We start from the raw sequence: 21507 nt of genomic DNA on the forward strand, positions 1-21507 counted from the left end.
CCCTCGGGTGGGAACGCCCCTGCATGTCACGCCGTGCCTATCGGGGGGTCGCCCTCGCCGCCCTCATCTTCCTCGTCGTGCAGGTGGGTGCGCTCGCCCTCGTGCCGACGTTCTTCGAACAGGGGTACCAGACGGTCGAAGACCCCACCGACCCGACGAACAGCCTCCTCTACATCGGCGCGATTCTCGCCATGACCGCGTTCATGCTCGCGGCGTTCAAGTACGACCTCGACCAGGTCATCCGCCTCGTCATCGTCTTCACGAGCGGCCTGCTCGCGTGGTACGTCTTCGCCGTCCTCGTCCCCAACGGCCTCGTCGCCATCGCCCTCTCGGCGGGCGTCTCGCTCGCCTTGCTCGTCTACCCCGAGTGGTACGTCATCGACGCCGCCGGGGCGCTCATGGGCGCGGGCGCGGCCGCCCTGTTCGGCATTAGCTTCGGCCTGCTGCCGGCCATCGTGCTCCTTTCCGTCCTCGCCATCTACGACGCCATCAGCGTCTACAAGACGAAACACATGCTCGACCTCGCGGAGGGCGTGATGGACCTCCGCATCCCGGTCGTGCTCGTCATCCCGACGACGCTGTCGTACTCGCTTCTCGACGACGACTTCGCCCGCGACGCCAACGAGGTCGGCGACGGCGAGAACGCGACCGACGGCGGCGAACCGGCGGACGTGACTGACGCGGAGACTGAAACCGAGACGGCCGCCGCCGATGCCGACGAGTCCGACCCCGCCGACCGCGACGCCTTCTTCATCGGTCTCGGCGACGCGGTCATGCCGACCGTGATGGTCGCCTCGGGTGCGTTCTTCTCCGAAGCGCCGTCGCTCGGCTTCGGCGCGCTTCCGGCGCTCAACCTCCCGGCACTCCTCGCCATGGTTGGGACGTTCGCCGGGTTCAGCGGGCTGATGTGGGCCGTGATGAAGGGCCGGGCGCACGCCGGCCTGCCGCTTCTCAACGGCGGCGCAATCGGCGGCTACCTCGTCGGCTCGGTCGTCGCGGGCGTCCCGCTCGTCTCCGCGCTCGGCCTCGCGCCGTACCTCTGAAACGCGGGTCCGTCGAAAATCTCTGTCAGTGACAGTTTGTTGCGGCTGTGCTGAATACAGGGCGCAAGTCGGTCACTGGCGAGTCGTCATCTGGCGGTTTCTTTCACGGTGCTATTTTCACCATTTGGAGTTTGTACGTCATGTTCTGGTAGGTGACGTAGCCCGTCGTCTCGCGGGCGACTCGCCACGCCCCTGCTGGGTCACGCTCGAACGGTGATGGTGGGAGGCGGTCGGAGGCTGCGACTAGTGCCCGAAGTTGAGCCGGCGCGGTCTCGTTACTTTGACCACTCCATGAAACGGATTCGTTTGCTTCGATAGCGGTGACTACCGCTGTTCGCTCCTCCTCTGTGAGGTTTGATTCTGTAAGCGTTGGGACCTCAACGTCGAGCGCTGACGCGTTGCTGACCACACTGACTGACACGTCGATGCGGACTGGGTACGTGCTACCGTGGACTCCTTCTGTTGTCGTTGACGGCGATGCAGTCGAGGTGGTCTCAGTAGTCGGCGCTCCAGTTGATGATGTGCCGATTGACCCACAACCTGCGAGCGGCACCATGAGACAAACGAGAAGGAGGCAACAGAGTAATCTTCTATTGAGGTGGACCATGGTGAAAATATAACAATTCGTAGTAAGTGCTTTCTGCAAAACAGGTGCATAATGAATCGACTGTTAGACTCGCACGCCCATCCTATCGTTCTGTTCACCCCATTAACTGTGAAACATAGAATGGCGATTTGCTGAATACACCCTCTACGTCTTGCACGCCGGTTCTATCACTTATCTAGAAGTTCAACAGCGACGTACCGCCCGAGTTCCCCGACTTCACCTCACACTTCGTCTGCGCCTTCGCGGACGCGAACCGCCATCCCCGCGTCGAAATCGAGCATCGCGTTTGCGGAGAGTTCCGCGCGACCGACGCCCAGCAGGTCGCCGTCGGGGCCGACGACGCACACCTCGTCGCCCGAGCGAACCGCCGGGTCGGCGTCGGTGACGAACTTCGCGAACGCGTTCTTGCCGTCGCGGACGAACGGAACCGACTCGTCGCCGACGCGGACGACGTAGGCATCGCCGTCGAGACTGTCGTAGAGGCGGCGGCCGCCGGCGAAGCCGAGGGTGAACCGGCCGTCGGTGCCGTAGGAGGTGACGCGGTCGCCCTCGACGTACACCTGTCGCGGGCGGCCGCTCCGCGAGCGCGAGAGTTCGATGTCCGCGTCGGCCGGGAACAGCGCGTCGCCCGCGCCGGCCCCGAACTGGTAGTCGGCGACGACCCGGAGGTCGTCCAAATCGGTCGCGTGGCCTTCGGTCATACTCCGCCCTTTGCCCCGCCGGCTAAAGTGGGTCGCGGTCCCGTCCGACCGCGTGCACCGGGTTAGCATGCACGTTCGAGACGGAAAGTCCTAAGTACGGGACAGACCCCCCTCGGAGTATGTCTGTGGACGTTCGACTCGCCGCCGTGGGGACCGTGCTGCTGCTCGCGAGCAGTATGCTTCTCACGCAGACGGCGCTCGACTGGCGGCTCCCGACGGTGCTTGCCGCCATCGCGGCGCTCGGCGCGGTCGCCACCGTCGCCCGACTGGCGACGCCGACGGCCTGACTCACGCTCGCGGGCCCGAATACGGACCCGACCACGCCGGCGTCTCGACCCACCCGTTTTACGTATTGTCACATCGACACGTCGAGGTATGGCCGCGATCAACTCCCTCCAGACAGCCCTCCGAGGCATCCGGTCGAACCCCGTGTTGTTCCTCGGCGGACTCGCCTTAGGTCTCGTCACGCTCCCGCAGCTCGCCACGCAGTTGGCGCAGATACCCATCGTCCCGACCGCCCTGATGGCGGTGACGTTCTTCGTCACGCCGTTCGTCGCCGCCGGCCTCTACGGGATGGCCGACGAGGCGGTCGACCGCGATGGCGGAGGCTCGACCTCGCTGTCGACGCTCACGGCCGTCGGCCGCGAGAAGTACGTCCCGATGCTCCTCGCGAACATCGTCCAACTCGGCATCGTCATCGCCTTCGGTATCGTGTTCCTCATCGTCGCGGTCGTCATGGCCATCTCGCTCGGTCTCGGCGGCCTCGCGACGGGCGGGAGCGACCTCGCGCTCGGCGGCGGCTTCCTCGTCGGCGTCGCCGTGCTCGGCCTCATCGGGCTGGCGTACCTCGTCGTCATCTTCCTCGTTCAGTTCTATCCCGTCGCGGTCGTCGTCGGCGACAAGGGCGCAATCGAGTCGTTCGGCGAGAGCTACCGACTCGTCCGGAACAACGTCGTCCCCTCGCTCGGCTACTCCGTCATCCGGTTCGTGGTCGGCCTCGTCATCAGCATCCCCGTCACGGGGTTCATCGTCTTTCGGACGTTCCAGAACGTCCAGCAGGTACAGGACGCGGCGACCCCCGCGGCGGCGCAGGCGGGTCTCGGCTTCTCACCGACTGAAATCGCCGCTATCGCCGCCATCTCGATGGCGACGCAGATGATTCTGGCGACGTTCCAGTACGTCTACGCGGTCGCCTTCTTCGAGGCCCACGACTCGGGGACAGACGGGCCGGCCGAGACGGCGGGCCCGGACATCGACGGCGACTCGGTGATTCCGCAGTTCGAATAATTGCCGGGATTACAGCAGGAACGTCTCTTTTCGTTCGGAGAGGTCGATGAACGTGTCCGCCGCCTCGACGAGTTCGTCCGCGGTGGACTCCTTGAACGCCATCACCTCGACGCGGACGCCCTCGTGGCGGAGGTGGGTACAGAGCCGCTCGAAGTCGCCGTCCCCCGAACAGAGGACGACCGTGTCGACGTGGTCGGCGAGGCTGACCGCGTCGAGCGCGATGCCGAGGTCCCAGTCGGCCTTCTTCGAGCCGTCACCGAACGTCTTGATGTCCTTTATTTTCGTCTCGAAACCGATGTCGACGAGTGCATCGAAAAAACTCCCCTCGTCGGGCGAGTCCGCCCGGATGACGTAGGCGATGGCGCGGGTGAGCGCGCGGCCCGCCGTCCCCTTCTTGAGGAGCGACGAGTAGTCGATGTTCCGCGAGTACAGACTCTGTGCCGTATGGTAGAGGTTCTGCGCGTCGGCGAGGATGGCGACGCGCTGGTTGGGGTGAATCTCGGTCATTCGTACGACGCTTGGGCGGCGCGGGCTAATAACCGTCCGGGGAGTCGGGGACGCGTCGGACGAGTGTCCACCTCGGAGACCGGAAACCGGACGGAGACCACCGCGAATCGCGCCTCAGCCCGCCCGTCGGGTCCGGCAGGTCCTGCAGACGACGCAAGTTATATTACGCTTCCAGCACCTGCATCCGGTGTGAACGACGCGACGCGGCTCTCGCAGGTCACCACACCCTCGACAGCGTCGCGTGCCGCTTTCTTTTCGAAAAAACGTGCGTACTGAATCGCTCGTTGCGGGAGTAGCGACCCCGTCTCGGGCGGCCTTCGGCTGACGCACGTTCCGGTCACACGACCGATATCAACCTTCCCACGACCGTTACCACACCCACCAACGACACATGACATCACTCGACTTCCGCGGCGTCTATCCCGCGATGACCACGCCGTTCCACGAGGACGGCAGTATCGACTTCGAACAGTTCCAAGCCGACGTGCGACGCCTCGAAGAAGCCGGCGTCGACGGCATCGTCCCCGTCGGTTCGACCGGCGAGTCCGCGACGCTCACCCACGACGAACACGTCGAGGTCGTCGAGGCGGCCGTCGAGGCCGTCGAGGACGTGCCCGTCATCGCCGGCTCCGGTTCGAACTCGACCCGCGAGGCGCTCGAACTCTCCCGACGCTCCGCCGACGCCGGGGCCGACGCGCTGCTTCTCATCTCGCCGTACTACAACAAGCCCGAGCAGAGCGGTCTCGTCGAGCACTACCGGACCATCGCCGACGAAATCGACCTGCCGCAAATCGTCTACAACGTCCCCGGCCGCACCGGGAGCAACATCCTGCCCGAGACGGCCGCGACGCTCGCCGAGCACCCGAACATCACCGCGTACAAGGCCGCCAGCGGCGACCTCGGCCAGATTTCGGAGGTCGTCGAGCGAACCCGAGACGAGCAGTTCGCGGTGCTGTCGGGCGACGACGCGCTCACGCTCCCGGTTCTCTCGGTCGGCGGCGTCGGGGCCATCTCGGTCACGGCGAACGTCGAACCCGCGCGCGTCGGCGCGATGGTGCACTCCGCCCTGCAGGGCGACTACGAGCGCGCCCGCGACATCCACCACGACCTCGCCCCGCTGAACCGCCACCTGTTCTCCGAGACGAACCCCATCCCGGTCAAGGAGGCCATGGAGATTCGGGGCTACGGCCCGGCGCGCCTGCGTCCGCCGCTCACCCGACTCACGGAGGAGAACACCGAGGAACTGCGCCGCCTGCTGTCCGACCTCGAAGCCGAACAGGCGATTCCGGACGGGGGTGCTGCCGAGTGACGGTCTCCATCGGTGTCACCGGCGCGACCGGCCGCATGGGCGGGGAAGTCCTCGCCGCGGCCGCCGAACGCGACGACCTGTCCGTCACCTTCGCGGTCAGCCGCTCGCCCGGCGACGAGGTCGAAGGCGTCGCCGTCGAAGATGCGGCCGACTTCGCCGACCTGCTCGCCTCGCACGCCCCCGACGCCGTGGTCGACTTCACCGGCCCGGCGTCCTGCATCGAGTACGCGTCGGCCTGCGCGGAGGCGGGTGTCGCCTTCGTCACCGGCACGACCGGCCTGAGCGAGGGCGGCTTCGACGCGCTCCGCGAGGCCGCATCGGGGGTTCCGGTGCTGTACGCCTCGAACTTCTCGCGCGGCATCGCGGCGCTCCGCCGGGCCGTCCGCGAGGCGGTCCCGGCCCTCGACGGCTACGACATCGAACTCACCGAGACGCACCACAACGCCAAGCGTGACGCCCCGAGCGGGACGGCGCTGACCATCCTCGACGATATCGACGACGTGCGTGGCGACTCCGAGCGCGTTCACGGCCGTGAGGGCGAAGCGCCCCGGTCTGAGGGCGAAGTCGGCGTCCACGCTCGCCGGGCGGGGGATATTGCCGGTGAGCACGAGGTATTACTGGCTGGAAATCACGAGTCACTATCACTCACACACCGCGCGGGGTCGCGGGGGGTCTTCGCCGCTGGCGCACTCGACGCCGCGGCGTGGCTCGCCGACCGCGACGCCGGGTGGTACGACTTCACCGAGGTACTCGAATGAATCTGGAATCCGACGTACGAGACCTGTGGCAGCGATACGACGACGGCGACGTAGACGCCGCGTCGGCGACCGTCGACGAACTCGACACGCTCGACGCGTTCCTCGACGCCCTCGAGGCGGGCGAGGTGCGCGCCGCCGAGAAGACCGGCTCCGACGTGACCTCGTGGGAGGCCAACGAGTGGGTCAAGCGGGGCATCCTGCTCAACTTCGGCCTGCGCGAGACGCTCGCCCGCGAGTACGGCGACGTCCGCTATCACGACGTGCTCCCCCTGCGCGACACCGAGGACCTCGGGGAGCGCGGCACGCGAAACACCCCGGACGGCACCGCCATCCGCCGCGGCGCGTATCTCGGCTCCGACTGCATCATGATGAGCCCCTCGTTCGTGAACGTCGGCGCGTACGTCGGCGACGGCACGCTCGTGGACTCCTGTGACACCGTCGGCTCCTGCGCGCAAATCGGCGCGAACGTCAAGCTCGGCGCGAACACGCTCATCGGCGGCGTGCTCGAACCCGTCGAAGATGCGCCAGTCGTCGTCGAAGACGGCGCGGCGCTCGGCGCGGGCTGTCGGGTCACCTCCGGCTTCGTCGTCGGCGAGAACTCCATCGTCGGCGAAAACACCCTTCTCACGCCCCGCATCCCCGTCTACGACCTCGTGGACGAGGAGATTTACTACGGCCACCTACCCGCGAACCGTCGCGCCTTCACGCGCTTCGTGGAGTCGTCGCTCGGCGACCACGACCTGTTCGCCGGCGGCGCGTACAAGCCCGCGGTCGTCGCCCTCGACATCGAGGACGACACCCTCGACGCGACCCGTCGGGAGGAGGCGCTGCGCGAATGAGCGGCGGCGGGCCGGCCGTCCGGCGGCTCTCGGACTGGGACCGCGAGCACCTGCTGTCGCTCGCCGACGAGTTCGGGTCGCCGCTGTACGTGACCGACCTCCGTCGCGTCCGCGAGAACTGCGTCCGCCTCCGCGAGGCGTTCCCCGAAGCGCACGTCAGCTACGCCGTCAAGGCCCACGCCGGTCGGGCGGTGCTCGAAACCGTCCGCGAGGCCGGCGTCGACGCCGAGTGCGCCTCCGCGGGCGAAGTCGAGCGCGCCCTCGACGCCGGCTTCCCCGGCGAGCGCGTCCGCTACACGGCGGTCAACCCGCCGGACGCCGACCTCGACCACGTCGTCTCGCGCTGGGAGTCGAATCCCGAGATGACCGTCACCGTCGGCGCGGCGGACACTATCGACCGCCTGCGCGAGCGCGGCTTCGACGGTCGGCTCTGCCTCCGGGCGAACCCCGGCGTCGGCGCGGGCCACCACGAGAAGGTCACGACCGGCGGGCACGCGAAGTTCGGCATCCCCATCGACCGCGTCCCCAACCTCGCCGACGACGTGCGCGACGAGTTCGACCTCGTCGGCGTCCACGCCCACGCGGGAAGCGGTATCTCCGGCGACGACCTCTCGGCGCACCGCGAGTTGGTCCGCCGGATGGGCGACCTCGCCCGCGAGGTCGGCGACCTCGAATTCGTGGACGTGGGCGGCGGCTTCGGCGTCCCCTACCGCGAGGACGAACCGCCGCTCGACCTCGACGCCGTCGCCGACGCGACCCGCGAGGCGCTCGGCGAGGTGGACGCACAACTCGCAATCGAACCCGGCCGCTACGTCGTCGCCGACGCCGGCGTGCTCCTCTCGCGGGTCAACACCGTGAAGAACGCCCCCGAGACGACCGTCGTCGGCATCGACGCTGGTATGACGACTCTGCTCCGACCGGCGATGTACGACGCGTACCACGCGATTTCGAACCTCTCTCGGCCCGACGCCGACCCGGTTTCGACCATCGTCGCGGGCCCCGTCTGCGAGACGAGCGACGTGTTCGCAGACGGTCGCGAACTCCCCGCCCCCGAGCGCGGCGACTGTCTCGCGCTCGGCAACGCGGGGGCGTACGGCTACGAGATGGCGAGCACCTACAACTCTCGACCACGCCCCCCGGAAGTCGTCCTCGACGCCGACGGCCACCGACTGGCCCGCCGGCGCGAGACCCTCGACGACGTCACCGCACTCGAACGAACCGTATCCGAGCACATCCCCAACTGACCAAGCACCCACACAGAACCATGAGCGTACTCAACACCGTTCCCTTCGAAAAGTTCCACGGCACTGGAAACGACTTCTTCGTCGTCGACGCCGACGACCCGGTCCCGGACCGCCCCGCCTTCGCCCGCACCCACTGCGACCGCGAGGCCGGAATTACCATGAGCGAGAGCGAGCGACGCGGCGCAGACGGCGTCCTGTTCCTCGCGCTCGAATCGCGCTACGACCCGCCGCGGGTCGTCATGACCCTCGTCCAACCCGACGGCTCCGTCGCCGCCATGTGCGGCAACGGCGCTCGCGTCGCGGCCGCGTGGGCCGCCGAGCGAACCGGCACGAACGAAGTCATGATAGACACGCCCGCCGGCACCCGCCGCGCGAGCCTCGACGGTACCGACGTGACCGTCGAGATGGGCGCGCCCTCGTTTGCGCCCCGCGACGTACCGCTCGCGTCCGACGACGAACTCGTCGAGACCGACGTCGAGGGACTGACCGTCACGGCCGTCAACACGGGCGTCCCCCACGCCGTCGCCTTCGTCGACGACGTGGACGACGTGGACCTCGAATCCGTCGCGCCGGCAGTCCGCCACGCGCCGGTCTTCCCGGAGGGCGCGAACGTCACGCTCGCCTCCCCAGACGGTGAGGGCGGCTTCCGCCAGCGCACCTTCGAGCGCGGCGTCGAAGGCGAGACGCAGTCCTGCGGCACCGGCGCGGTCGCCGTCGTCGCGGCCGCGAAGCGACTCGGACGCGTCTCCGGTGACGACCCCGTAACCGTCACCCCACCGGGCGGTGCACTCTCCGTGACCGTCCCCGACGGAGGAGCGGCGCTCCTCGGCGGCCCGGCCGTCTACGAGGGCGACGGCGAAGCCGACATCGTCTTCCGCGAGCGATGAGCGGCGACGCCGACGGGTTCGACCCCGTGGCGTTCCTCGAACGGGCCGTCCCCGTCGCGTCGAACGACGACGTGAGCGAAATGCGCGACCTGCTGGTCGAGACGCTCGAATCCGAGGGCGTCACCCCGACAGTAGACGACGCCGGCAACACCGTCGCCTCGAAGGGAGCGGCGGAGCCGACGACGCACCTCGTCCTCAACACGCACATCGACACCGTCTCGCCGCACGTCCCGTACGAACGCGACGAGGGCGTCATCCGCGGCCGCGGCTCCTGCGACGCGAAAGGGCCGCTCGCGGCGCTGTTGTCGGCGTTCTTCGCCGCCGACCCCAGCCCCGACGCGCGAGTGACGCTGGCTATCACGCCCGACGAGGAACTCCTCTCGACGGGCGCGGCCGCCCTCGACGTAGACGGCGACATGTACATCGTCGGCGAGCCGACCGGCCTCGACGTCTGTACGGCCGCGAAGGGTCGGTTCGAGGGAACGGTGTCGCTGTCGGGCGTCGCCGCGCACGCGGCCGAACCGCAGTCGGGGAGCAACGCCGTGGACGCGCTCGCGCCGGTCCTCGACGCCCTCCGGTCGTTCGACGACGACCGCGAGGCACACCCCGAACTCGGTCCGGCGACGCTGACGCCGACGATGGTCGACGGCGGGGCGAACTCGAATCAGGTGCCCGCCGACTGCCGACTCGTGGTCGACCGCCGGAGCGTCCCGCCGGAGACGGCCGACGGCTTCCGCGAGGAACTCCAATCGACGCTCCGTGCAGCGGTGCCCGACGACGTTGGCGTCGACTTCGCGCTCACGGAGCGCCCGACGCCGTTCCTCGAAGCGTTCGCGACCGACCCCGACCACGAACTCGTGACGACGCTCGCCGACGCCTCCCGAGACGCCGGCGGCCGGGCGGAGGTTCGGCCCTTTACGGCCGCGACCGAGGCCTCCTACTTCTCGCCCGCGCCCGTCGTCGTCTTCGGTCCCGGCGACCTCGCCGACGACGAGGGCGCAGTCGCGCACGCCGACAGAGAGTACGTGCGTACCGACGACGTGCGAACCGCGGCCGCCGCGCTCCGCGCCGCCGTCGCCGCGCTCACCGCCTAACTGTTAATTAATCAAAACGTACTTGTTGCCCGAACGATACGTTTCGGACGATGCGCCCTCCCCACCTCGTCGTCGTCCTCCTCGTCGTGGTCGCGCTCTCGCTTCCGGGGGCCGTCGCCGCCGACGGCACCGTTATCGACCACTCCGGCGAGGGACTCACTCTCGACGCAGCCGATGGCGAGCACATCCACGGTTCGACTCCGTTCGAGTCCGGGACGCTCATCGGCGTCCGCGTGCAGTCCGTCGGTGACACCCACTCGTTCCTCGTTTCGAGGATCGTCCGCGTCGGCGAAAACGGGACGTTCGACGTGACGTTCGACCTCTCGGGGCTGTCCCAGCTCCGCGGCGGTCCGGTTCAAGTCTCGATTCGCCACAACCAGCAGGCCATCTACCAAGAAAACGCCACGCTCGTGACGTACGACATGCCCGGTGACTCGACGCTCACGCCCGACGTCGAGACCACGGAGACGACGACCGAAACGGCCCAGCCGTCGACGACGACGACGGCGACGCCGACCGACTCGCTGTCCGGGTTCGAGGTGCCCGGCTTCGGCGCCGGTGCGGGCGTCGTCGCGCTCTGTCTCGCGTCGCTCGCCGCGTACGCCCGGTTCTAACAGCCCGTCGCCCGGCCTCGCCCCGGCCTCGCGCCGGAGTTCCGGAACGCAACGCCCTTTTCCCACCCGTTCCTGTGTCGGCGTATGTACGAGGCGGTCTACGCACACCCCGACGGCGAGAGCACGGCCAGTCGCGCCGCCGTCGCCGCCGGTCGGTACGACTACGACGGCGTCGTCGTCCGCGCGCTCGACGCCAGCCCCGACTACGACCGCCTCCGCGAGACGCTCGACGTTGACCTCGTCGACGCCGTCGAAATCGACGCGTCGAACCCGGAACGCGCCAGCGGCGCGGTCGGGAACTACCGCCCGCAGCGCGAACTACTCATCCTCCGCGGCGGCACGAACGCGCTCAACCGCTTCGCCGTCGAACAGCCGCGAGTGGACGTGCTCTCGCGCCCCATGGAGGGCAACGGCAACTTCAACCACGTCCTCGCCAAGGCCGCCCGCGACAACGGCGTCCGCGTGGAGTTCGACTTCGGGCCGGTGCTCCGAAGCGACGGTGGGACTCGCGTGCAGGCGATTTCGGCCCTTCGGAAGCTCCGCGAACTCGTCGAGTACTACGACGCCCCCTACGTCGTCTCCGCGACCCCGTCGTCGCACCTCCAACTGCGGAGCCCCCGCGAGCTGGCGGGACTCGGCGAGGTCATCGGCTTCGACCGCGAGCAGGTGCTCGACGGTCTCCGCGAGTGGGGCCGCCTCGCGGCGCGCAACCGCGAGCGCATGTCCGAGTCGTTCATAGCCCCCGGCGTCAAACGGGGACGGTATGAAGAAGACGATTGAGGAACACGCCGCCCGCTTTTCCCACATCGCCGCGGAGTACGACGATTCGCAAGACAGCGATGAGTACCGCGCGTGCGTCTCGCTCGTCGTCCACTACGCCGACCCCTCCCCCGAGGACGTGGTCCTCGACCTCGGTACCGGCACGGGCGCTATCGCTCTCGCGCTCGCCCCCGACGCGAAGCGCGTCATCGGCCGCGACATCAGCGAGGGGATGCTCGAACAGGCCCGAACCAAGGCCGCCGAAGTCGGTATCGAGAACGTCGAGTTCGGCGAAGGCCGGTTCCGAGAACCGAACGTGGACGACGACGAGCAGGTGGATATCGTGGTCACGAACTTCGCCATGCACCACCTCTCCGACGAGGAAAAACGCGAGGCTATCGGCGTCATCGCCGACCTCGAACCGCGCCGGTTCGTCCTCGGCGACGTGATGTTCTTCGGGACGCCCGACCCCGACGAGCCGTTCTACTCGCCCGAGGTTGACGACCCCGCGACCGTCGGATTCCTCGCCGACGCGCTCACTGACGCCGGGTTCGTCCTCACCGCCGTCGAGTCCGTCCACGAGCAGGTGGGCGTCCTCGTCGCCGAGCGAGCGCCGAACGCCGACGAGTGAGCTGAGCCGATGAAACACCTGCCCAAACACCTCCGGCCGCGACGGCGCTACCTCGCCGTCGAAATCGAGACGTGGCCCGATGCCGACCTCGCCCGCGGGCCGTTCCAGCGCGAACTCTGGTACGCCGCCCAGAACCTCTACGGCGACGCCGGGAGCGCCGACGCCGACCTGACCGTCCTCGGGTTCGACTACGCCGACGGCATCGCCGAGACCGTCGTCCGCGCCCGGCGCGGTCACGTCGAAGACGCCCGGGCCGCACTCGCCTGCATCGACGCCGTCGGCGGCGACCCAGTCGGGGTGAGAGTGCGAGGCGTCTCGGGGACAGTGCGTGCCTGTTCGGAAAGGTATTTACACGGCCGGGCCGGAATTTCTGAGGAGAGAACCGTCGTGTTCGAGAACGAATCCCGAACCGCTGTCGTCCGCGACTCACTCTTGGACGTCGGCGGCTCGGACGGGTTCACGGGCGCGACGCAACTCGATTTCGAGTGATATTCCATGCAGGGACAAGCGCAACAACAGGCGTACGACCGCGGGATTACGATCTTCTCGCCGGATGGTCGACTCTATCAGGTCGAATACGCTCGTGAGGCCGTCAAGCGCGGCACCGCGAGCATCGGCGTGCGAACGCCCGAGGGCGTCGTCCTCGCGGCGGACAAGCGCTCTCGCTCGCCGCTGATGGAACCGACGAGCGTCGAGAAGATTCACAAGGCGGACGACCACATCGGCATCGCGAGCGCCGGCCACGTCGCCGACGCCCGCCAGCTCATCGACTTCGCCCGCCGCCAGTCGCAGGTCAACCGCCTCCGCTACGGCGAACCCATCGGCATCGAGACGCTGACCAAGGAAGTCACCGACCACATCCAGCAGTACACGCAGGTCGGCGGCGCGCGCCCGTTCGGCGTCGCGCTCCTCATCGGCGGCGTCGAAAACGGCACGCCCCGCCTCTACGAGACCGACCCCTCGGGGACCCCCTACGAGTGGAAGGCCGTCTCCATCGGGGCCGACCGCGGCGACCACCAGGAGCACCTCGAAGAGAACTTCCGCGAGGACCTGACCCTCGACGAGGGTATCGAACTCGCGCTCGAAGCCATCGGTTCGACCAGCGAGGAGGGTACCTCGCCCGACGGCGTCGACGTGGCGACCGTCTCCGCGGAGACCGAGCGCTTCGTCGAACTGTCTAACGACGAAATCGAGAGCTACCTCGAAGCCAACGACCTGTTGGCGACCGAGGACGACGACGAACAGTCCGAAGAGTAAGCCGCGTCCCGCGGTTTCCCTTCTCGTGCGTTCTTCTCCGACCCCCGCCCGGCGAGCGACTGCGCCGTCGTCTCGGACGCGACGGGGAGCGGTCGCGTCGCTCGCGGCAGGAAACCGAGGCGGGAACGGGAAACCAAAAACCGAAACAGAATCGGGAAAGTAGTCGCCTATCGGGGCACGGAGAGAGACTGCGGGCGGCTCAGTACTCCTCGTAGGCGAGGTTCATGAGCCACTGCGAGAAGGCGTTGCTGTTGGCGTTAATCTCCTCTTCACCGATGAGCGGCGAGAGCATGTCGCCCGCCATCAGCATCGAGAAGTCGAGGTCGCGCGCGGCGGGTTCGAGGTAGTAGGTGGTGTGGCCGTTGTAGACGGTCTCGGTCCGCTTGATGAGACCGAGCGACTCCAGCACCTCGGCGATGCGGCTCCCCTTCCGGGAGGAGATATCGAGTTCTTTCCAGAAGTCGCTCTGGTGGATGCCGCCCGACTCGCGGATGAGTTCCAGTCCCGCGTGCTCGTCGGAAGAAAGGTCTTGCTCGGCTTCGCTCGCGCTCATACCACGTACACGTCGTGCGAGCGGTTTAATCCTGACGTTCGACCGGTTCGAAGGCGGTCTGACACGGCGGGCCGTCGGCGAATTCGTACGCGAATTCCGCCTCGCCGAGCGTGATGACCGACGACGAGCGCGTGCCGAACCGACCCTCCGGGTCGTGGACGCAGACGCCGAAGTCGTGGTCGCCCAGCGCCGCCTTCGCCCGCTCGCGCCACGCCATCACCGACTCGCTCGGGTCGGGCTGAAGGGCCTCCTCTAGCCGCCGGGCGTTGTCGGCCTGCCGCTCCCCCACCTCGGGGCGTCGCTCGGGGACGAACCACGAATCGGGCGTGCCGACGTTGACGACGACGCGGACGCCGGGGTCGAAGTTCCGCACCGACAGGCTCCCGTCCCACTCGAAGAACAGCGCGGCGTTCTCGTCGGCGACGACGAGGTTGAAGCCATCGTAGGTGTGGTCCTCGACCGCGCGTTCGACGAACCGGGCCGCATTCTCGGCGGCCTCGTGACGGAGCGCGTCGCGGACGAGATGGCCCCGGGAGCGCTCGCCGCCGCCCGCGACCTCGACCCACCGATTGGTGATGCCGACGAAGACACCGGCGTCGTTGTAGCCGACCCACGTTCCGCCGGCCTCGGTGTCCCGCGGAGCGACGACTCCCGGGCCGTCGCCGTTTTCCCACCGCCGGGGCGGTTCGGCGGGCCTGCCGAGTTGCTCGTCGCGGTTGGCGGCGACGACGACCGGCGCGTCTTCGAACACCTGCCACGCGAGGATGAGTGTGCACACGAGGTGAAAGTAGGCACTCGGCGCAGAAAAACACCGGTTTCACCCCGACGCGCCGGACGTCGGGTCTCAGTCCTCGCTCTCGGAGCCGTCTTCGAACCGGCTCGGGTCGCGCGAGGCAAGCGCGACGTTCACGGCCGCGACGTTCTCCGGCACGTCGTGGACGCGGACGATGTCGGCCCCGCGGTCGGCGGCGATGGCCGTGCCCGCGACGGTCGCCGCGAGGCTGTCGCCGGGCTCCTCGCCGACGAGCGAGAACATCGACTTGTGGGAGTGGCCGACGAGAATCGGACAGCCGAGCGCGGCGAACTCGTCGGTTCGACCGAGGAGTTCGAAGTTCTCGGCCTTCGACTTCCCGAAGCCGAGACCGGGGTCGACGATGATGTTCCGCCGCGGGATGCCCGCCTTCTCGGCGAGTAACACCAGTTCCGTCAGTTCGGCGATGACGTCCTCGACCACGTCGTCGTAGTCGACCTCGCGAGACGGGTCGACCGGGGCGTCGATGCTGTGCATCACGATGACCGGCGCGTCGCGCTCGGCCGCGAGGAAGCGCATCTCGGGGTCTTCGAGACCGGTCACGTCGTTGAGGATGTCCGCACCGGCGTCGAGGGCGGCCTCGCCGACGGCCGCCTTGCGTGTGTCAACGGAGACGAGCACGTCGAGGTCGGCGATGGCCTCGATGACGGGCGCGACGCGGCGAATCTCCTCGTCGACGGGGACCTCGTCCGCGCCGGGGCGGGTGCTCTCGCCGCCCACGTCGATGATGTCCACGCCGGCGTCGACCATCGTCTGCGCCTGTTCGACGGCGTCGTCGATGTCGTAGAACTCCCCGCCGTCGTGGAAGCTGTTCGGCGTCACGTTCAGGATGCCCATGACCGCCGTACCGTCGTCCCACGGGTACTCACCGGCGTCGGGGTCGTCGCGGGCGGTGCCGATGTCGCTCGTGCCGTCATCGTCGGCGTCGGCTTCAGCGGTGGTGGCCGCGTCTGAGCCGAGCGTCTCGCGAATCTCCTCGGCGACCCCTGCGAGCGCGTACGGCCGATCTTCGAGGCTCGCCGTCAGCCGTTCGAACTGGCCGAGCGTCCCGGTCAGGACCACGTCGACGAGTTCGCCGCCGAACTCGTGGCCCGAGACGGCGCAGTCGCCGCCGACGGACAGCAGTTCCTCGCGGAGCACCCGGGCCTGCCGGCGCTGGACGCGGGTGTGGACCGTTCGGTTGACCGCCCGCTTCGCGCGCGCTCGCCGGTCGGCGGCGTCCGACACGTTGGCGCGGTCGAGGGTCCGACGGGCGTCGTCGAGAGTACGGTGGGCCTTCGGGACGACCGCCCGCGTCCACGTGGTTCGCGCCTCGGCGACGACGTACAGCGAACCGACGACGAGCACGCAGTCGTCGGGGTCGGCGCGGGCACGCGCCCGGTCGAGTGCCGAGGCGACCGCGCCGCCAGTCTCGACTGCGGGGCCGTCGAGTCGCTCGAAAACGGACGACAGAATCTCGGGGTCTTCGCCGCGCGAGATGTCTGCCTTGCAGGTGACGACGGACGCGACCTCCGGGAGTGCCCCGACCATCTCGCCGTGGTCCTTGTCGTGCATCGCGCCGTAGACGAGGTGGAGGTCGTCGTAGTCGAACTCGTCGAGGACGGTGGCGACCTGCGCGCAGGCGTCGGGGTTGTGCGCGCCGTCGAGGACGACCGTCGGCTCCGTGCCCATGACCTCGAACCGACCCGGCCAGTGGGCGTTTCGGAGGCCGCGGTGAATCGCCTCCTCGCCGATGTCGGGGCGGACCTGCCGAGCGAGCGAGACGGCGATACCGGCGTTTCGTGCCTGATACGCGCCCAAAAGCGGGATTCGAACGTCCAGCGTCTCGTCGTCAGTCTCGACGGTGACGGCGGCCTCCTGGTGGTTGACGCGGCCGCCGTAGGAGGCGCGAACGTCGGCGTCGGAGTCGGCGTCGCCGACGGTCAACACGTCGCCGACCTCCTCGCGGATGACCGACAGCGCCTCGCCGGTCGTCCCGGTCACGAGCGGCGCGTCGGCGGGCGCGACGGCGGCTTTCGTCTTCGCGATTTCCGCGACGGTGTCGCCGAGGACGGCGGTGTGTTCGAGCGAGACGTTGGTGACGGCGCTGGCGACCGGGTCGACGGCGCTCGTCGCGTCGAGTTTGCCGCCCATCCCGACTTCGAGGACCGCCACGTCCACGTCCGCGCGGTCGAAATACCACAGCGAGAGCGCGGTCACAGTCTCGAAGAAGGTCAGCGGCTCGCCGTCGGCGGCCCGCTCGACGAGGTACGGCTTGGCTTCGGCCACGAACGCCGACAGCGCGGACTTCGGAATCTTCCGGCCGTCGACGCGGATTCGCTCCCGCACGTCGTCGAAGTGCGGCGAGGTGTAGAGGCCGACGTGCGCGCCCGACTCGCGCAGCATCGCGTCGACCATCCGGGCGGTGCTTCCTTTGCCGTTCGACCCCGCGACTTGCACGAACGACACGTCTTCGTGGGGGTCGCCGAGGTGAGAGAGCAACCGCTGAATCGACTCGGTCCCCGGCTTGACCTGAAACCGCCGGAGGTCGAAAAGGAAGTTCACCGCCTCGTGGTACTCCATACGCGTGAGAAACCGGACGGTGGGCTTAGGCCTAACGCTCCACGTCACTCCTGCGACACGACGCCGGCCGGGGTCACCCCCGGTGGCCGCCGCCGACGCTCCGATACCCGCTCGATAGCGCCGCGCTCAGTCGATATGAACGACGAGCACCGGTCGCTTCGCGTTCTCGATGACGCGCTCCGTGACGCTCCCGAGCGACGTGAGTTTGTCGCGGCCGGTCCGGCCGTGGGTCCCCATCACGACCACGTCGACGTCGTGTTCGTCGGCGTAGTCGAGGATGACCCGGTGGGGCACGCCGTCTCGAACCGCCGTCGTCGACGAGGCCTTCCCCTCGCACTTCTCGGCGCACCGCTCGACCGCCTGTACCGCGTCGTCGCGGAGCGACTGGATGACAGCATCCTGTTGGTCGCCGCCGGCGGCGAGGTAGACCCGCTGGTCGACGACCGACAGCACGTGGACTGTCGACTCCGCCCCGGCGAGTTCGAGCGCGTGCTCGATTGCTTGCATCGTTCCCTCGCTCCCGTCAGTCGGCACCAGGATATCTTCGTACATATCTCTGTGTTCGTCTCGCCGACACTTGAAGGGACACCGTCGGTGTTAGGACGTGGGAACGGTCTCGGGGCGTCTCAAACCGTGTCCGCGCTACGCGCGGCCACGAGTTTCCGTCACTAATCGTGACGGAAATCGCGTGAGACTCACTTCGTTCGTCTCACTGACTTCCGCAACTCCTTCGCTTCGCTCAGTCGTGGCGGAAACACCGAAGCACTCCCTCCGGTCGTGCTTCGAGCTTTAGACTCTCCTTTGCTTCGCTCAGTCGTGTCTAAAGCACCGCTGCCCAGTGAACACCATCGCAATCCCGCGCTCGTCGCAGGCCTCGATGACGTCCTCGTCGTTCACCGAGCCACCGGGCTGGATGACCGCCTCGATGCCCACGTCGGCCGCCTTCTCCACGCCGTCCGGGAACGGGAAGAACGCGTCGGAGGCCATGATTGCTCCCTGCGCGTCCTTGCCCTCAGCGTGTTCCTCGGCCTTCATCGCGGCGAGTTCGACCGCGTCGACGCGGGAGACCTGCCCCATGCCGACGCCGACCGTCTCGGTGCCCTTGACGAAGAGAATCCCGTTGGACTTCACGTGCTTCAGGACCTTCCACGCGAACAGCATCGTCTCCAACTGCTCGTCCGTGGGTTCGGTCTCGGTGACGACTTCAAGGTCGTCGAGCGTCGGCGTCCAGAGGTCGCGCTCCTGGACGAGTCGCCCGCCGACGAGCGCTTTCTCGGTGTACGTCTCGGTGCGCTCGCCGAGTTCGCCCACATCAAGGACGCGGAGGTTCTTCTTCTCGGTCAGCACGTCGAGCGCGTCGTCGGTGTAGCCGGGCGCGACGACGACTTCCTTGAACGAGTCGATAATGAGTTCGGCCGTCTCGGCGTCGCACTCGCGGTTGAGCGCGACGATGCCGCCGAAGGCGCTCATCGGATCCGTGGCGAGGGCGTCGGCGTAGGCCTCCGCGAGCGTGTCGGCGGTGGCACAGCCGGCGGGGTTCGTGTGCTTGATGACCGCCGCGGCAGGCTCATCGAACTCCTTGATGATGTTCAGCGCGCCGTCGGCGTCGTTGTAGTTGTTGTACGACAGCCCCTTCGCGCCCTCGTTGAGCTGGGGCGCGCCGACGACCGACGCCTCGTCGCACGTCTCGTCCACGTAGACGGCGGCGTCCTGATGCGGGTTCTCGCCGTACCGAAGTTCGTCGTAGCGGTCCTCGGAGGTGACGCGGCGCTCGGGGAGGCCGGCGTCAACGTCGCCCTCGACGGTGACGGAGTCGTCTTCGACCGTCACGCGACCCTCGGCGAACCAGCGGACTGCGCGCGGGTAGGCCTTGAACTCGGCGTCGTAGAGGACGCGCGATTTGAGGTCGTCGGCGTCGTCGTCGGTGTAGACCGGAACGGCCTCCTGCGTGACGATGGGGCCGGCGTCGACCTCCTCGTTGACGACGTGGACCGTACAGCCGGTCGTCTTGACGCCGGCGTCGAGCACCTGCTCGTGGGCGTCCATGCCGGGGAACGCGGGGAGCAGCGACGGGTGGACGTTGAGCGTCGTGGGCGCGGCGTCGAGGAACGTCGAAGTGAGCACGCGCATGTAGCCGTCGAGACAGACGATATCGAAGTCGTAGTCCGCGAGGGCGTCGAGGATGCGCTCCTCGTGGGACTCGCGGGACTCGTCGTCGCCGCGTTCGACGACTTCGCTGGGGATGCCATGTTCGTCCGCCCAGTCGAGGACGGGCGCGTCGGCGCTGTTCGAGACGACGACGCCGAGTTCCGCCCCGCCGGGGGCGCGGTCGGCGATGTTGCGCAGGTTTCGTCCGCGGTTGCTCGCGAGACCGGCGATGGTGACCATGTGGTGAGAGCGTCCCGCGGCCCTCAAAGTGGTTGCGGTCCTCGTCGCCGACATATACTCAATTGTGTATATGTACTCCCAGACTCGACCGGAGAACGCCGCTGAGTGCGCACAGTCGTGCCTAACTGTCGGCCTCGCGGCGGCGACGAATCCGCGGCGTTTAACCTCCCCCATCGTGACGACTCAGACATGACCGACGCCGACCGGCACGACCCGCTGTACGCGGTGTCCCCGCTCGACGGGCGATACGCCTCCCGAACCGCACCCCTCGCGCCGCACGTGAGCGAGGCCGCGCTCATGCGCGCCCGCGTAGAAGTCGAAGTGGAGTACCTCCTCGCGCTCGCCGACCTCGACGTGACGCCGCTTTCGTTCACCGAGGCCGAGCGCGCCGACCTCCGAGCGCTCTACGAGGAGTTCGACGCCGACGACGCCGACCTCGTGAAGCGGCTCGAAGTCGAGGGCGCGGAAGGCTTCTCGGCGACGAATCACGACGTGAAGGCCGTCGAGTACTTCATCCGTACCGAGACCGACGAGTCGGTCCACCCGTGGATTCACTTCGGCCTCACCTCCGAGGACGTGAACAACCTCGCCCAGCGCCTCATGGTGAAGGGCGCGGTCGAGGAAGTCATCGTCCCCGAACTCCGCGACACTCGCGACGAACTCGTCTCGCTCGCGCAGGAGTTCCGCGACGTGCCCATGCTCGCGCGGACCCACGGCCAGCCCGCGACGCCGACGACGTTCGGCAAGGAGATGGCCGTCTACGCCGCCCGCCTCGGTCGGACGCTCGCCCGCGTCGAGGCCGCGACCGACGACCTCGCCGGCAAACTCGCGGGCGCGTCGGGCGTCTACGCGGCCCACGTCGCCGCCTACCCCGACGTCGACTGGCGGGCGTTCTCCCGCGAGTTCGTCGGGTCGCTCGGCCTCGACCACACCGCGCTCGCCACGCAGGTCAACCCCTGCGACGACCTCGCGGCGCTGTTCGACGCCGTCCGCGGCGTCAACAACGTCCTCGTCGACCTCGACCGCGACGCGTGGCTGTACGTCTCCGACCGCTACCTCGGACAGGAGGCCGTCGAGGGCGAAACCGGCTCCTCGACGATGCCGCACAAGGTCAACCCCATCGACTTCGAGAACTCCGAGGGTAACCTCTCGAAGGCCAACGCGGACCTGACGTTCCTCGCCGACTACGTGACGACCTCGCGCCTCCAGCGCGACCTCTCGGACTCCACGGTCAAGCGCAACGTCGGCGCGGCGTTCGCCCACTGCCTCATCGGCTACAAGAAGACCCAGACCGGCCTCGGGAAAGTCGTCCCGAACGAGCAGGTCATGCGGGACGAACTCGACGACACGCCGGCCATCATCGGCGAGGCCGTCCAGACGATTCTCCGCCGCGAGGGCGACACGCAGGCCTACGAGCGGGTGAAGGAACTCACCCGCGGCCGCGAGGTGACCCTCGACGACTTCCACGACCTGTTTGCGGACCTCGACGTGGACGAGGAGACCCGCGAGGAACTGCTCGCGCTCACGCCCGCGACGTACGTCGGTCTCGCGGACGAACTCGTCGACGACATCGACAACTGAACCGCCTGTCGGGTCGTCGGGTCGACAGGAAGCGGCCCGACGAAGCGACGCGTCCTTTTTCTGCGGTCGGTCGAA

Annotated in this window: 23 protein-coding genes; 15 read left to right on the forward strand and 8 right to left on the reverse strand. The window is 68.2% G+C overall.

Going from position 1 to position 21507, the window contains the following annotated elements; all coding sequences use genetic code 11:
* Positions 1-23 precede the first annotated feature (23 nt).
* Positions 24-1043 (forward strand): presenilin family intramembrane aspartyl protease PSH, encoded by a 1020-nt coding sequence (locus C5B90_RS01890; protein WP_115878655.1) that lies wholly within the window; start codon positions 24-26, stop codon positions 1041-1043.
* A 103-nt stretch (positions 1044-1146) separates the two neighbouring features.
* On the opposite strand, the gene C5B90_RS20220 is transcribed toward C5B90_RS01890, so the two are convergent.
* A complete protein-coding gene (locus C5B90_RS20220) occupies positions 1147-1452 on the reverse strand; it encodes a hypothetical protein (protein WP_148708186.1) in 306 nt (101 codons plus the stop codon).
* Between the two features lie 419 nt (positions 1453-1871).
* Positions 1872-2351 (reverse strand): PUA domain-containing protein, encoded by a 480-nt coding sequence (locus C5B90_RS01895; protein ID WP_115878657.1) that lies wholly within the window; start codon positions 2349-2351, stop codon positions 1872-1874.
* 119 nt (positions 2352-2470) lie between these two features.
* Here C5B90_RS01895 and C5B90_RS20485 point away from each other — a divergent pair, with 119 nt between their 5' ends.
* Together C5B90_RS20485 and C5B90_RS01900 are read left to right on the forward strand one after the other, a co-directional pair.
* Positions 2471-2638 carry a hypothetical protein gene (locus tag C5B90_RS20485; protein ID WP_008092747.1) on the forward strand — a complete coding sequence of 56 codons (168 nt, stop codon included), beginning with the start codon at positions 2471-2473 and terminating at the stop codon, positions 2636-2638.
* An 88-nt stretch (positions 2639-2726) separates the two neighbouring features.
* Positions 2727-3638, forward strand: coding sequence for a hypothetical protein (locus C5B90_RS01900; RefSeq protein WP_115878659.1), 912 nt, complete (start codon positions 2727-2729; stop codon positions 3636-3638).
* 9 nt (positions 3639-3647) lie between these two features.
* Here C5B90_RS01900 and C5B90_RS01905 read toward each other — a convergent pair whose 3' ends face one another.
* A complete protein-coding gene (locus C5B90_RS01905) occupies positions 3648-4145 on the reverse strand; it encodes an NYN domain-containing protein (RefSeq protein WP_058828893.1) in 498 nt (165 codons plus the stop codon).
* A 391-nt stretch (positions 4146-4536) separates the two neighbouring features.
* On the opposite strand from C5B90_RS01905, the gene dapA reads away from it, so the two are divergent.
* The 11 genes from dapA to psmA all read left to right on the forward strand — a co-directional run bounded on the left by dapA (position 4537) and on the right by psmA (position 13537).
* Positions 4537-5454: a 4-hydroxy-tetrahydrodipicolinate synthase gene (gene dapA, locus C5B90_RS01910; protein WP_115878661.1), complete on the forward strand. Its 918-nt coding sequence runs from the start codon at positions 4537-4539 to the stop codon at positions 5452-5454.
* Positions 5451-6212: a 4-hydroxy-tetrahydrodipicolinate reductase gene (gene dapB, locus C5B90_RS01915; protein WP_115878663.1), complete on the forward strand. Its 762-nt coding sequence runs from the start codon at positions 5451-5453 to the stop codon at positions 6210-6212. Before dapA ends, dapB begins: the two co-directional genes overlap by 4 nt.
* Entirely contained in the window at positions 6209-7051 is an 843-nt protein-coding gene (locus C5B90_RS01920; protein WP_058567180.1) for a 2,3,4,5-tetrahydropyridine-2,6-dicarboxylate N-succinyltransferase, read from the forward strand. Before dapB ends, C5B90_RS01920 begins: the two co-directional genes overlap by 4 nt.
* Positions 7048-8295, forward strand: coding sequence for a diaminopimelate decarboxylase (gene lysA, locus C5B90_RS01925; protein ID WP_115878665.1), 1248 nt, complete (start codon positions 7048-7050; stop codon positions 8293-8295). The genes C5B90_RS01920 and lysA overlap by 4 nt, the downstream gene beginning before the upstream one ends.
* Before the next feature lie 20 nt (positions 8296-8315).
* The gene (gene dapF / locus C5B90_RS01930; protein WP_115878667.1) at positions 8316-9182 is read left to right on the forward strand and encodes a diaminopimelate epimerase; all 867 of its coding nucleotides are present in this window, start codon (positions 8316-8318) and stop codon (positions 9180-9182) included.
* Positions 9179-10276, forward strand: coding sequence for a M20 family metallopeptidase (locus C5B90_RS01935; protein WP_115878669.1), 1098 nt, complete (start codon positions 9179-9181; stop codon positions 10274-10276). Before dapF ends, C5B90_RS01935 begins: the two co-directional genes overlap by 4 nt.
* A gap of 50 nt (positions 10277-10326) precedes the next feature.
* A complete protein-coding gene (locus tag C5B90_RS01940; protein WP_115878671.1) occupies positions 10327-10890 on the forward strand; it encodes a BGTF surface domain-containing protein in 564 nt (187 codons plus the stop codon).
* 84 nt (positions 10891-10974) lie between these two features.
* On the forward strand, positions 10975-11670 hold the full coding sequence (locus C5B90_RS01945; RefSeq protein WP_115878673.1) for an RNase P subunit p30 family protein: 696 nt from the start codon (positions 10975-10977) through the stop codon (positions 11668-11670).
* Positions 11654-12280: a class I SAM-dependent methyltransferase gene (locus C5B90_RS01950; RefSeq protein ID WP_115878675.1), complete on the forward strand. Its 627-nt coding sequence runs from the start codon at positions 11654-11656 to the stop codon at positions 12278-12280. Before C5B90_RS01945 ends, C5B90_RS01950 begins: the two co-directional genes overlap by 17 nt.
* Before the next feature lie 9 nt (positions 12281-12289).
* The gene (locus C5B90_RS01955) at positions 12290-12769 is read left to right on the forward strand and encodes an Rpp14/Pop5 family protein (protein WP_115878677.1); all 480 of its coding nucleotides are present in this window, start codon (positions 12290-12292) and stop codon (positions 12767-12769) included.
* Positions 12770-12775: 6 nt separating this feature from the next.
* Positions 12776-13537, forward strand: coding sequence for an archaeal proteasome endopeptidase complex subunit alpha (gene psmA / locus C5B90_RS01960; protein ID WP_115878679.1), 762 nt, complete (start codon positions 12776-12778; stop codon positions 13535-13537).
* Between the two features lie 199 nt (positions 13538-13736).
* Here the strand turns inward: psmA and C5B90_RS01965 are convergent, their stop codons facing one another.
* The 5 genes from C5B90_RS01965 to purH form a co-directional block, all read right to left on the reverse strand.
* The gene (locus C5B90_RS01965) at positions 13737-14090 is read right to left on the reverse strand and encodes a transcription factor (RefSeq protein WP_058567171.1); all 354 of its coding nucleotides are present in this window, start codon (positions 14088-14090) and stop codon (positions 13737-13739) included.
* A 25-nt stretch (positions 14091-14115) separates the two neighbouring features.
* Entirely contained in the window at positions 14116-14868 is a 753-nt protein-coding gene (locus C5B90_RS01970) for an NRDE family protein (protein ID WP_115878681.1), read from the reverse strand.
* A gap of 66 nt (positions 14869-14934) precedes the next feature.
* Complete coding sequence (gene folP, locus C5B90_RS01975; protein WP_115878682.1) at positions 14935-17463, reverse strand: dihydropteroate synthase; 2529 nt, start codon at positions 17461-17463, stop codon at positions 14935-14937.
* Positions 17464-17589: 126 nt separating this feature from the next.
* The gene (locus C5B90_RS01980) at positions 17590-18015 is read right to left on the reverse strand and encodes a universal stress protein (protein WP_115878684.1); all 426 of its coding nucleotides are present in this window, start codon (positions 18013-18015) and stop codon (positions 17590-17592) included.
* A gap of 258 nt (positions 18016-18273) precedes the next feature.
* Positions 18274-19851 carry a bifunctional phosphoribosylaminoimidazolecarboxamide formyltransferase/IMP cyclohydrolase gene (gene purH, locus C5B90_RS01985; RefSeq protein ID WP_115878686.1) on the reverse strand — a complete coding sequence of 526 codons (1578 nt, stop codon included), beginning with the start codon at positions 19849-19851 and terminating at the stop codon, positions 18274-18276.
* A 189-nt stretch (positions 19852-20040) separates the two neighbouring features.
* On the opposite strand from purH, the gene purB reads away from it, so the two are divergent.
* A complete protein-coding gene (gene purB / locus C5B90_RS01990; RefSeq protein WP_115878688.1) occupies positions 20041-21432 on the forward strand; it encodes an adenylosuccinate lyase in 1392 nt (463 codons plus the stop codon).
* Positions 21433-21507: the final 75 nt, after the last annotated feature.

This window comes from Haloferax sp. Atlit-12N, from assembly GCF_003383095.1.
Lineage (GTDB): Archaea > Halobacteriota > Halobacteria > Halobacteriales > Haloferacaceae > Haloferax.

Coding starts and splice junctions, on each gene's coding strand:
- purB (WP_115878688.1), top strand. CDS start 20,041: ATGACCGACGCCGACCGGCACGACCCGCTGTACGCGGTGTCCCCGCTC.
- C5B90_RS01950 (WP_115878675.1), top strand. CDS start 11,654: ATGAAGAAGACGATTGAGGAACACGCCGCCCGCTTTTCCCACATCGCC.
- C5B90_RS01945 (WP_115878673.1), top strand. CDS start 10,975: ATGTACGAGGCGGTCTACGCACACCCCGACGGCGAGAGCACGGCCAGT.
- C5B90_RS01955 (WP_115878677.1), top strand. CDS start 12,290: ATGAAACACCTGCCCAAACACCTCCGGCCGCGACGGCGCTACCTCGCC.
- dapA (WP_115878661.1), top strand. CDS start 4,537: ATGACATCACTCGACTTCCGCGGCGTCTATCCCGCGATGACCACGCCG.
- C5B90_RS01935 (WP_115878669.1), top strand. CDS start 9,179: ATGAGCGGCGACGCCGACGGGTTCGACCCCGTGGCGTTCCTCGAACGG.
- C5B90_RS01905 (WP_058828893.1), bottom strand. CDS start 4,145: ATGACCGAGATTCACCCCAACCAGCGCGTCGCCATCCTCGCCGACGCG.
- C5B90_RS20485 (WP_008092747.1), top strand. CDS start 2,471: ATGTCTGTGGACGTTCGACTCGCCGCCGTGGGGACCGTGCTGCTGCTC.
- purH (WP_115878686.1), bottom strand. CDS start 19,851: ATGGTCACCATCGCCGGTCTCGCGAGCAACCGCGGACGAAACCTGCGC.
- C5B90_RS01890 (WP_115878655.1), top strand. CDS start 24: ATGTCACGCCGTGCCTATCGGGGGGTCGCCCTCGCCGCCCTCATCTTC.
- dapF (WP_115878667.1), top strand. CDS start 8,316: ATGAGCGTACTCAACACCGTTCCCTTCGAAAAGTTCCACGGCACTGGA.
- C5B90_RS01900 (WP_115878659.1), top strand. CDS start 2,727: ATGGCCGCGATCAACTCCCTCCAGACAGCCCTCCGAGGCATCCGGTCG.
- C5B90_RS01895 (WP_115878657.1), bottom strand. CDS start 2,351: ATGACCGAAGGCCACGCGACCGATTTGGACGACCTCCGGGTCGTCGCC.
- C5B90_RS01940 (WP_115878671.1), top strand. CDS start 10,327: ATGCGCCCTCCCCACCTCGTCGTCGTCCTCCTCGTCGTGGTCGCGCTC.
- C5B90_RS01980 (WP_115878684.1), bottom strand. CDS start 18,015: ATGTACGAAGATATCCTGGTGCCGACTGACGGGAGCGAGGGAACGATG.
- C5B90_RS01920 (WP_058567180.1), top strand. CDS start 6,209: ATGAATCTGGAATCCGACGTACGAGACCTGTGGCAGCGATACGACGAC.
- C5B90_RS01965 (WP_058567171.1), bottom strand. CDS start 14,090: ATGAGCGCGAGCGAAGCCGAGCAAGACCTTTCTTCCGACGAGCACGCG.
- lysA (WP_115878665.1), top strand. CDS start 7,048: ATGAGCGGCGGCGGGCCGGCCGTCCGGCGGCTCTCGGACTGGGACCGC.
- folP (WP_115878682.1), bottom strand. CDS start 17,463: ATGGAGTACCACGAGGCGGTGAACTTCCTTTTCGACCTCCGGCGGTTT.
- psmA (WP_115878679.1), top strand. CDS start 12,776: ATGCAGGGACAAGCGCAACAACAGGCGTACGACCGCGGGATTACGATC.